Origin of the sequence: Streptomyces sp. NPDC002838 (assembly GCF_040295365.1) — a bacterium.
Classification (GTDB): Bacteria; Actinomycetota; Actinomycetes; order Streptomycetales; family Streptomycetaceae; genus Streptomyces.
In genome coordinates this window covers 1-9,896 of sequence record NZ_JBEOVF010000114.1, presented here as the reverse complement: position 1 = coordinate 9,896, position 9,896 = coordinate 1, and the positions used below count along the sequence as shown (strand labels likewise).

Genomic DNA, 9,896 nt, shown 5'->3' with positions numbered 1-9,896 from the left:
TCCGCTCGAAGCGGGCGGGGCCCAGCCGTTCTTGGCCGTTCTTGGCCGTTCTTGCCGTTTCTATCCGTGTGTCGTGATGGTGTGCGCTTCGGTGAAGGAGAGCAGGCCCTCCGGGCCCATCTCGCGTCCGATGCCGCTCTGGCGGAAGCCGCCGAAGGGAGCCCGGTCGTCGCAGGCGACGGCGTTGGCGTGGTTGATCCAGGTGGTGCCGGTGCGCAGCCGTTCCGCGAGGGCGGCCGCGCGGGCGGAATCGCCGCTCCAGACCGAGGAGCACAGTCCCGACCAGTCGTTGTTGACCCGCTCCACCACGGAGTCGACGTCGTCGAAGGGCAGGATCGGCAGGGCGGGGCCGAACTGCTCCTCGGTGACGATCCGCAGGCCGGGGTCCGGGTCGAGGACGAGCGCGGGGCGCAGGAAGTGCCCTCCCGAGGTGGCGGCGCCGGGGGCCAGGGTGCCCAGTTCGCGGATCCCGGCTCCGGCGTCGGCCGCCTCGGCCAGCATGGCGGTGACCTTGTCGCGCTGGGCGGCGCTGTTGAGGGGGCCCATGGTGGAGGCGGGGTCGTCTCCTGGGCCCACGCGCTGGGTACCGAGGGCGGTGGCGAGTGCGTCGACGAGTTCGTCGTAACGGGAGCGGTGGACGTACACCCGTTTGACGGCCATGCAGACCTGGCCGCTCGTCAGGAAGGCGCCCTGGACGAGCCGTCCGATGTGTTCCTGGTCGAGTACGGCGTCGTCGAGGACGAGCGCGGGGTCGTTGCCGCCGAGTTCGAGCGTCACCGAGGCGAGGTTCTGTGCGGCGGCGGCCATGATGTTCTTGCCAGCGGCCGTGCTGCCCGTGAACACGATCTTCCGGACGCGGGGATCGGTGAGCAGCGGGGAGACCGCCTCGTTGCTGCCGGTCACGACGTTCAGCACTCCGGCGGGGAGCCCCGCGGCGAACAGCTCCAGCGTGCGCACCATGGCCAGCGGCACGGTGGGCGGGGGCTTGACCACGGCCGTGTTCCCGGCCAGCAGCGCGTACGGCAGGCTCGCTCCGAGGATCGCGATCGGCCAGTTGAACGGCACGATGACGGTGACCACGCCCATGGGGAGCCGGTGGATGTGTGAGGTCAGCGGCGGGCCGTCGAGGCGCCGTACCTGGTCGAGGGAGTCGGCCAGGTCGATCGCCGCGCGGGTGCGGGCGACGAAGACGCTCATCTCTATCTGGCTCTCGAAGGAGATCTTGCCGTTCTCGCGGGTCATCAGGGCCGCCCGCTCGGCCTCACTGCCGTCGAGCAGGGTGAGCGCCTGGCCGATGATCTCCGCTCGTCGGCGGGCGGGCATCGCGGCCCATGCGGGGAACGCCGCGTCCGCGGCCGCCACCGCCGCGCGGGCCTGGTCGGGGGTCGCCGCGGCGGCGTGGCCCACGATCCGGTCGGGAGCGGCGGGATCGTGGACGGCTGTCCAGTCGTCGGTCTCGACGGTCTTGCCGTCGATGAGCAGTCCGGTCCGGACGGGGTCCGCCGCCCGGGCTCCCTCTCCTGCTGTTACGAGTTTTTCGGACATGCGACTCTCCAAAGGATGAGATGTGCCCCGTCGTTCGCGACCGTCGGCGAGATAATCGGACAGTCGTCCGTTCAGCGGACAACAGGATGGCTCAGCGTCGCTTCGGGCGACGGGAGTGTCAACCCCTCGACAGGCGGGAGCCCACACAAGTCACGGGAACACCCCTGTCCGCATCGCGGACAGCATGACTAGGGTGGTCGCAGACCGCAGCCCGACCGCAGCCGAGGAGTCACGTGCCACGCCAGGGAACAGGACCGGATTTCATCGAGGCGCTGGCCCGGGGACTGGAGGTCATCGCCGCGTTCCGGCCCGGGCAACCGCACATGTCGCTGTCCCAGGTCGCCGGCGCCACCGGACTCGCCAGGCCGACCGCCCGCAGGATCCTGCTCACCCTGGAGGAACTCGGCTACGTCCGCTCGTGCGAGGCGGGGTTCGCGCTGACCCCCCGGGTGCTCGAACTCGGCGTCGCCTACGTACGCTCCATGGGCCTGTGGGACATCGCACGGCCCCACATGGAGCGGCTGGTGGAACGGACCAACGAGTCGTGCTCCGTGGCCCAGCTCGACGGATCGGACATCATCTACGTCGCCCGGGTGGCCGTCCCCAAGCTCGTAACCCTGTCGGTGCAGATCGGAACGCGGTTCCCGGCACTGCCGACCTCCCTGGGAAAGGTGCTGCTCGCGGCCCTGCCCGCCACTGAGCTGGAACAGGTGCTCGCCGAACCGTCGCGCGCGGGGCTGACACCGTGCTGGCAGCCCGACCGGGAGGAACGCGACGCGGTCCTGCGGGAGGTGCGGGCCCGCGGGTGGGCGCTGACCGACGAACAGCTGGCGCCCGGCATCCGGTCGATCGCGGCCCCGCTGCGGGACGGCTCCGGCCGGGTCATCGCCGCCCTCAACGTCAACTGCCACGCGGCCGAGACCTCGGTCGAGCGGCTCGTCGAGGAGCATCTGCCGCCGCTGTTGCAGACCGCGGGAGACATCAGCGCGGATTACGCCCGCGTCGCCGCGGTGCCGCAGACCTGAGGAGCCCCTGCCCCTGCACGGACCTGAGGGCCGAAAGAGGGGCTGCGGTCGCGTCACGCTTCTTCAAGGGCTGCCAGATCCAGGGGCGTGGGCCTGAAGTCCTGGAGCCGGTCCGCATAGGCGCCGGCGAAGAGTTCAGCGACCGATCCGGCGGTCCAGCCGCCCTGCCGGAACCGCTCCTCGACCTCACCGGGATGCGTCCACAGGGCGATCCGGTCGCCTCCCGCCGCGATGGCCTGTCCGGTGACGTGGGCCGACTCCTTCGACGCCAGATACACGATCATCGGCGCCACGTCGTCCGGCGACCCCAGTCCCTGCCGCCGGACGGCGTCGGGAACGGACTCCCCCGCGTCGACCTTCGCCACGAGGTCACCGACCCGAGGCATGGTCGCCACCATGCGGGTCAGCGCGGTCGGCACGACGGCGTTGACGGTGACATCGATCTTCGCGAGTTCGAGTGCCCAGGTGCGCGTCATCGCGACGATCGCGCCCTTGGACGCCGAGTACGCGGTCTGGCCGAAGCTCGCGCGCTGCCCCGCCGGTGACCCCACCAGGATGAGACGACCGCCCTCGCCCTGCTCCCGGAAGCGGGCCGCCGCCGCACGGCCGCAGGTGAACGTCCCGCGCAGATGGCTGGTGACGACGAGGTCGAAGTCGTCGTCTGTGGTGTTGCGCAGGGTCCTGTCGCGCAGTGCGCCGGCGTTGGTGACCATCACATCGAGCCGCCCGAACTCGTCGACCGCGCGCCCGACCAGCCCGTCGGCGAACTCGGCGCCGCCGACAGCACCGACATGTGCGACAGCTGCTCCGCCCGTGTCCGTGATCAGGTCGACCGTCTCCGTGGCCACGTCGGCGTCCAGATCGTTCACGACGACGGCGGCACCCGCCGCCGCCATGGCGCGGGCGTAGGCACGCCCCAGGCCTCGGCCCGCACCTGTGACAATGGCGACTTTGCCGTCGAGCATGCTGTCCTCCTGAGCTGGGGTCGGTACGGCGACCACCTGAGCGTAAAAAGCCCAGGGCCCGTGAGGATCGGGCTGATGACGGCACCTGCGGCCGACCTGTGTCCCGGCCGTTCCGGGACATCCGTCGCGGTCGGCACGGCGGTCACCCCCTCGGTGGCACCAGCCCTTGCCGCACCGCGAGCAACGCGGCCTGGGTCCGGGAGGTGAGCCGGAGTTTGCGCAGGACGTTGCTCACGTGGGTGCGGGCGGTGCGCTCACTGATCACCAGCTCGTCGGCGATCTGCTGGTTCGACCGCCCCTCGGCGACCAGGACGAGGACATCGCGTTCCCGGCCGGTGAGCGAGGCGAGCCCGGTCGGGGGCGAAACGATCTCCTGGGTGAGTCCCCTGGCCACCGCGGGGTCGAGGAAGACCTCGCCCCGGGCAGCCGCGCGGATCGCGGCGACCACCTCACCCGCGTCGGCGTCCTTGAGCAGGTAGCCGGCGGCCCCCTGCGCGAGCGCCGCGTGAACGCGTTCCATCTCGCCGAAGCTGGTGAGCACCACGACCTGGAGACCGGGGTGACGCTGCTTGATCACTCCGATCGCCGTCGCCCCGTCCATCTTGGGCATGAGCAGGTCGATCAGCACCACGTCCGGCAGTTCCCGGTGCGCGGCCATGGAGTCCAGCCGGGTGAGCGCCTCCTGGCCGTCGGCGGCCTCCGCGGCCACCTCCATGTCGTCCAGGACCTCGAGGTAGGCGCGGATTCCGCGGCGTACGACGGCGTGGTCGTCGACGATCAGGACCCGGACCGGGCGGGGTTCTCCGTCTCTCGAAGCGGGACTGCCGACGGGGCGTTCGGGGCGTGCTCCGAGTCCGCGGGCGGCGCCTGGGGCACTCGTACCGGAAGGGGTACGACGACCCGTACGGTCGTACCGCTCCTCGCGCCGGATCTGATCCTCATGGTGCCGCCCCATCGCTCCGCCCTTTCCCGCATGGTCGTCAGTCCGTAGCCGTGGTGCCAGTCGGCACCGGCCTTCCGGCCTTCGCTGTCCGGCGCGGCCCGTCGTCCGCCGGAGGCCGCAAGTCCGCGGCCGTCGTCGCGGATTCCGGCGGTCAGTGTGTGGTCGCGTACGCCGAGGCGGATGGTGACGGTGGTGGCCTCGGCGTGCTTGACCACATTGTGGATGGCCTCCGCGACGATCCGGTACATGTCCTCGGCCAGTTCCGGTTCGACCGCGTCCACCTCCCGCCCGCACACCAGCCGGATGCTGAGACCCGTCCGGTTCTCGGTGCTCTTGACGAGCGTGGTCACCGCGTCCTCCAGCCCGAGCCGGAGGGAGGAGGACGGACGCAGTTCGTGCACCATGGCCCTCAGGTCGGCGAGGACGGTTCGCGAGAGGGCCCCGACCTCGTCCGCGAAGTTCTGGACCGCCTGCGCGGGAACCGCTTCGTCCCGCGCACCCAGCACTCCCACGGCGTTGGCCTGCATGCCGATGGAGAACACCTGCTGCACGATCGAGTCGTGCAGGTCGCGGGCAAGGCGCTGACGCTCGTTGCGGCGGGCACCCTCACGCTCCCTCTGGAGCAGCATGGCGTGGTCGACGGCGAGGGCGGCCTGTTCCGCCATGGCGGCGAGGAACTCCAGTGTCCGACTGCCGATCTCCTGGCCGGGGGCGAAGTAGGCGTTCAGCACCCCTTCGGGACGACCACGCGCCATCAACGGCACACTGACGAAGGAGTCCCAGTTCAGCTCCCCGAGATACGCGTGCAGCGGTTCCCAGGCGGGGTCCTCGAGGATCTGGGCCCACCGGTGCGGGACGACGATCGGCCTGCGCTCCCGCAGGGTGTCCAGCATGCACAGCCGGGCGCCACGGTCACGGCACTCCAGCAGACGGTCCAGGAACCCGTCCCAGTGCCGCAGCCCCGCGGAACCCATCAGCCGCAGTTCCCGGCCGGTGCTGTCCAGGATGAGGATCTGCACGCCTGCCAGGCCGTCCGCCTGGACAATCTGCTGAGCCACGGCGTCCAGTGTCGAGCCGAGCGAGCCCTCCGAGGCCAGTGCGATCGACGTCTGGGCGATCGCCGCGATCCTGCGCTGCCGATGCCGTTCGTCGGTGACGTCCCGGAACGACACCACCGTGAATTTCGGGTCGGTCGGCAGGGTGCGGGTCCGGTAGGCGAACTCGCGGCGGGGTCCGCAGGCGGGTTCCCAGTGGGCCACCTGCTCGTCCGATCGGGCCGCCAGCAGCCCCGCCCGGCATGCGCCGGCCCCCTCCACCAGCGTGAACGGGGACGGCCCACCGATCAGCTCGCCCTCCGTCTCCGCCTCCAGCAGCACGGCGGCCGCCGGGTTCAGCCGTACGAACCGGCCCGCGCAGTCCAGAATGGCGAGGCCGTCCGGCGCGGCGGCGGCGACCTCGTCCCACCCCACGAGCGGCGACGCGGACATGACCGATCTCCTCATCTCGACGAGCGAAGAACCTGCTCCCGGAGGGCCGTTGTGCCAGGCGGGCACGGCCGTGGAACCGGGTGCCTTCGCGGCCGGCGTCGGTCGGCCCGGGGAGAAGCCGACTCGCGGCCGGCCACAGCATCGTAGCCCGGCGGATTCGGGGCCTCCTACGTCATTCGACCTGTTCATCGGCGGGACGAAGCGCCGGTCAGGTTCAGTCAATGCTCGCGTTCCCCCTGGTGAAGGCACTGCCTAGGTTGGAAGAGCGCCCCGCGGACCGCTACTCCCCCGAAGGGTCCGCGGGGCCGCACGAGCGGCCTGCTCGGTCATGCGGTCGCGCGAGCCATCGAGGACGAGGAGGTCCGAGACGTGGACGTGTCCATCGGCACGATCTGGGAGGCGGTGTGCCATGCGCTGCCCGATGCCGTCGCCATCACGGAGCCCGGTCGTGAGACCACCTACCGTGAGTTCGACGAGCGTGCGTCACGGCTGGCCGCCGCGCTGGAGGAGGCCGGGGTCGGCGAGGGCGACACCGTGGCCTGCTACCTGTACAACGGCGCCACCTACCTGGAGACGGTCTTCGCCGCCTTCAAGCTCGGTGCCGTCCCGGTGAACGCCAACTACCGCTACACCGGCGAGGAACTCTCCGAACTCCTCACCGACGCCGACGCGGCCGCGGTCGTCTTCAGCGGCGCCCTGGCAGGCCGGGTCACGCACGCCGCCGGTCACGTACGCACGCTGAAGCTGCTGGTGAGGGACGGCGCTGAGCCTGCCGACGGCCCGGCCGGGCCCGTCGTACCCGAGCTGGAGGAGCTGCTGGCGGCGCACGAACCGCGTGAGCCGCGACCGCGTCCCGGATCGGACCGGCTGTTCATGTACACCGGAGGGACCACCGGCAAGCCGAAGGGCGTGGTGTGGCGGCAGAGCGATCTGCTGCACTCCCTGGTCGTCCCGATCTTCCATCCGCTCGGCGTCACCGAGCTCCCTGCGACGCTCGACGAGGCCGTGGCCATCGCGGTCGAGGCACACCGCGAAGGCCGTGCGCCAACCACCCTGCCCGTCGTGCCGCTGATGCACGCCACCGGCCTGTTCAACACCATGGGTGCCCTGATGGTGGGCGGCCGGGCGGTCACCGCACGGCAGGGCGGACTCGACCCGGAGCACGTCTGGCACACGGTCGCCGAGCAGCGGGTCGAGACGATCATCGTCGCGGGCAACGCCGTGTGCCGGCCGCTCGTCGACGAGCTCGTGCACGCGGAACAGACGGGAACGCCGCACGACCTGCGCTCCGTGCGCAGGGTCCTCAGCTCCGGCACAGCTCTCAGCGACGTACTCAAGAGACACCTGCACGAGCGCGCCGAGGTCACGGTCATCGACGCCATCGCGTCGAGCGAGGGGGGGCCGTTCGCCTTCGCGATCACCTCCTCGCTGCAAGACCTGCCCGCCCGCTTCTTCCCCGTGCCCGCGACAAGGGTGATCCGCGACGACGACCGGTTCGTCGAACCCGGCAGCGACGACGTCGGGAAGCTCGCCTACTGCGGGCCCATGCCGCTCGGCTACTACAAGGACGCCGAGAAGAGCGCGACGACGTTCCGCACCATCGACGGGGTCCGGTACGCGATCCCCGGTGATCTCGCCCGTCTTGAGGCCGACGGCGCGATCCGGTTCCTCGGCCGCGGCTCGGGCGTGATCAACACAGGCGGGGAGAAGGTGCACCCGCAGGAAGTGGAGAACGTCCTGCTCTCCCACCCCGGTGTGACCGACTGTGTCGTCGTCGGCGTCCCCGACGAGACCTGGGGCGAGCGGGTCGCCGCCGTCGTGGCGGTCCGGGCGGACACGACCGCCACCGGCGAGGAGCTGCGCGACTGGGTTCGGCAGAGCCTCGCCGGCTACAAGGTGCCACGCTCCGTGGTCCTGACGGACGTCCTGCCCCGAACCCCGACCGGCAAGCTCGAAGTCGCCTGGGCCAGGAAAACCGTCCAGGAGTCCGACGCGGGCGACGGAGTGTGACAGCCGGGTGCAAGAAGCCCTGATCGGCGGTGGTGCCGCCGCGCGGTCCACGCGGCGTTCCGGCGGCAGCGCCGGTCCGCAGGAGGCGTACGCCTCGTTCCCGCTCCCGGAGGACGGCAGGGCACTTCGGGGGCCGCGGGTCCGCCGTGGCCTGCCGCCGCAGCAGGTCTCAGCTCGCGCGTTCCTGGCGGTCTTCGAGCGTCCGCAGTGCCTCCGCCACACTGGCCACATGGTCCCGCATGGCCGCTTCGGCCGCTGCCGGGTCCTTGGTGACGATCGCCGCGATGATCCGCTGGTGCTGGGGCAGCGAGACATGGGCCCGGCCCGGCGCCAGGGAGAGCACGAACTGGTGCCGGACCGCCTGGGCCCGCAGCCGTTCGAGGACCTGCTCGGCCGTCTCGTGGCCGGAGATGTCGCGTACGCAGCCGTGCAGACGGGCGTTGAGGTCGCTGTACTCGGCTTGCCTGACCTGCTTCGTCCCGCCCTCTTTCTGCCAACTCCGTGCCATTGCATGGGACTTCGGCCGACACTCGAGATCTCCGACCCGGCACGCCCGCGGACCCGCCCCGGCCGTCTTCGGCCCACATCCGGCCCCGCACCGCCCGACCACCGACCCAAGGAGTCCTGATGACCTCCGACACCTCCACTCCGTCCGAAGGCGCGCTGCTGGTGATCAGCGCGCACGCCGGCGACTTCGTCTGGCGGGCCGGCGGCGCCATCGCGCTGGCCGCCGAACGCGGTCAGCGCGCGAAGGTGCTGTGCCTGAGCTTCGGTGAGCGCGGCGAGTCCGCCCGCGCCTGGCGCGACGGCCTGCGCCTGGACGAGATCAAGGAACTGCGCCGCACCGAGGCCACGAACGCCGCGGCCGCCCTGGGTGCCGAGATCGAGTTCCTGGACGCCGGGGACTACCCGCTGCTGGAGACACCGGAGTTGGTGGACCGCATCGTGCGCGTGTACCGGGAGGTGAACCCCGCGGTCGTCCTCACCCACACCCTCGCCGACCCCTACAACGGCGACCATCCGGCCGCCGCCCGCATGGCGCTCCAGGCACGCGTGCTCGCCCAGGCGGTCGGCTACGACGCGCCCGGTGAACCCCTCGGCGCTCCCCCGGTGTTCTTCTTCGAGCCGCACCAGCCGGAGCAGTGCGACTTCAAGCCGAACGTCCTGCTGGACATCACCTCGGTCTTCGACAGGAAGCGCAAGGCGATGGAGTGCCTGGCCGCGCAGCAGCACATGTGGGACTACTACACCGACCTCGCCAAGCGGCGCGGCGTCCAGCTGAAGCGCAACGCCGGACCCAACCTCGGCCTCTCGCACGGGACCATGGGCGAGGCGTACGTGCGGCTCTACCCGCAGACGACGGGTGTCCTGGCATGACGGCACGGAGCGGGACGGGTGGCCGTGGGGCCACGCACATCTGGGTTCCCTTCCGTGACACGTCCCTCTACGTGCAGTTCGCGGACGAGACCGACGAGACCGACGAGACGAACCGAACGGCCCGGCCTTCCGACCGCCGGGGCCTGCTGGCCGACGCCGTCCCCGAGGGCGCGCTCACGCGCGACGACCGTTACGGCGTACCGATGTGGCGCATCGACGTCCTGCGGCTGCATGCCGTCGTGGAAGCCCTCTGGAACGAGGACGACCGCCAGGTGCGGATCCATCTCGACCAGGCTCCGCGGCTCGACAGGGATGCCGCGGTGCCCGGCCCGCGCGACGGATGACGTAGTCCCGGCCACGACCATGCGCCGCCCCGGTCCGGTCATTCGAGCGATGACCTGGGCATTCCCTGGTGGCTAGCGTCGTTCGTGCCGCCGCCGAGCGCGGCTGAAGTGATCCCTGCCGACCGTGCCGAGGAGATGACGAACGTGACGAGCCCTGCAGCCGCCGCCCCGGACATGTCCGAGGGCACCGTCACCGTGGT

9 protein-coding genes are annotated in these 9,896 nt (G+C 71.1%); 4 read left to right on the top strand and 5 right to left on the bottom strand.

The window, feature by feature from the left end:
• Positions 1 to 60: 60 nt before the first annotated feature.
• Positions 61 to 1,545: an aldehyde dehydrogenase family protein gene (locus ABT063_RS51330; RefSeq protein WP_351069147.1), complete on the bottom strand. Its 1,485-nt coding sequence runs from the start codon at positions 1,543 to 1,545 to the stop codon at positions 61 to 63.
• A 233-nt stretch (positions 1,546 to 1,778) separates the two neighbouring features.
• Between ABT063_RS51330 and ABT063_RS51325 the strand changes: the two genes are divergently transcribed.
• The gene (locus ABT063_RS51325; RefSeq protein ID WP_351069144.1) at positions 1,779 to 2,570 is read left to right on the top strand and encodes an IclR family transcriptional regulator domain-containing protein; all 792 of its coding nucleotides are present in this window, start codon (positions 1,779 to 1,781) and stop codon (positions 2,568 to 2,570) included.
• 53 nt (positions 2,571 to 2,623) lie between these two features.
• On the opposite strand, the gene ABT063_RS51320 is transcribed toward ABT063_RS51325, so the two are convergent.
• From ABT063_RS51320 to ABT063_RS51310, 3 genes are all read right to left on the bottom strand, one after another.
• Positions 2,624 to 3,535 (bottom strand): SDR family NAD(P)-dependent oxidoreductase, encoded by a 912-nt coding sequence (locus ABT063_RS51320; RefSeq protein WP_351069142.1) that lies wholly within the window; start codon positions 3,533 to 3,535, stop codon positions 2,624 to 2,626.
• Between the two features lie 142 nt (positions 3,536 to 3,677).
• Entirely contained in the window at positions 3,678 to 4,316 is a 639-nt protein-coding gene (locus ABT063_RS51315; RefSeq protein WP_351069150.1) for a response regulator, read from the bottom strand.
• Complete coding sequence (locus tag ABT063_RS51310; RefSeq protein WP_351069140.1) at positions 4,313 to 5,965, bottom strand: sensor histidine kinase; 1,653 nt, start codon at positions 5,963 to 5,965, stop codon at positions 4,313 to 4,315. The genes ABT063_RS51315 and ABT063_RS51310 overlap by 4 nt, the downstream gene beginning before the upstream one ends.
• 369 nt (positions 5,966 to 6,334) lie before the next feature.
• Between ABT063_RS51310 and ABT063_RS51305 the strand changes: the two genes are divergently transcribed.
• On the top strand, positions 6,335 to 7,975 hold the full coding sequence (locus tag ABT063_RS51305; RefSeq protein ID WP_351069139.1) for an AMP-binding protein: 1,641 nt from the start codon (positions 6,335 to 6,337) through the stop codon (positions 7,973 to 7,975).
• Between the two features lie 169 nt (positions 7,976 to 8,144).
• Here the strand turns inward: ABT063_RS51305 and ABT063_RS51300 are convergent, their stop codons facing one another.
• Positions 8,145 to 8,483, bottom strand: coding sequence for an FCD domain-containing protein (locus tag ABT063_RS51300; RefSeq protein ID WP_351069137.1), 339 nt, complete (start codon positions 8,481 to 8,483; stop codon positions 8,145 to 8,147).
• Positions 8,484 to 8,602: 119 nt separating this feature from the next.
• Between ABT063_RS51300 and ABT063_RS51295 the strand changes: the two genes are divergently transcribed.
• A complete protein-coding gene (locus ABT063_RS51295) occupies positions 8,603 to 9,352 on the top strand; it encodes a PIG-L deacetylase family protein (protein ID WP_351069136.1) in 750 nt (249 codons plus the stop codon).
• Positions 9,349 to 9,696 (top strand): hypothetical protein, encoded by a 348-nt coding sequence (locus ABT063_RS51290; RefSeq protein ID WP_351069134.1) that lies wholly within the window; start codon positions 9,349 to 9,351, stop codon positions 9,694 to 9,696. The genes ABT063_RS51295 and ABT063_RS51290 overlap by 4 nt, the downstream gene beginning before the upstream one ends.
• Positions 9,697 to 9,896 lie beyond the last annotated feature (200 nt).

Bases quoted from the DNA above. Each gene is read 5' to 3' on its own strand.
- ABT063_RS51330 (WP_351069147.1), bottom strand. From the start codon at position 1,545: ATGTCCGAAAAACTCGTAACAGCAGGAGAGGGAGCCCGGGCGGCGGAC.
- ABT063_RS51320 (WP_351069142.1), bottom strand. From the start codon at position 3,535: ATGCTCGACGGCAAAGTCGCCATTGTCACAGGTGCGGGCCGAGGCCTG.
- ABT063_RS51310 (WP_351069140.1), bottom strand. From the start codon at position 5,965: ATGTCCGCGTCGCCGCTCGTGGGGTGGGACGAGGTCGCCGCCGCCGCG.
- ABT063_RS51300 (WP_351069137.1), bottom strand. From the start codon at position 8,483: ATGGCACGGAGTTGGCAGAAAGAGGGCGGGACGAAGCAGGTCAGGCAA.
- ABT063_RS51295 (WP_351069136.1), top strand. From the start codon at position 8,603: ATGACCTCCGACACCTCCACTCCGTCCGAAGGCGCGCTGCTGGTGATC.
- ABT063_RS51290 (WP_351069134.1), top strand. From the start codon at position 9,349: ATGACGGCACGGAGCGGGACGGGTGGCCGTGGGGCCACGCACATCTGG.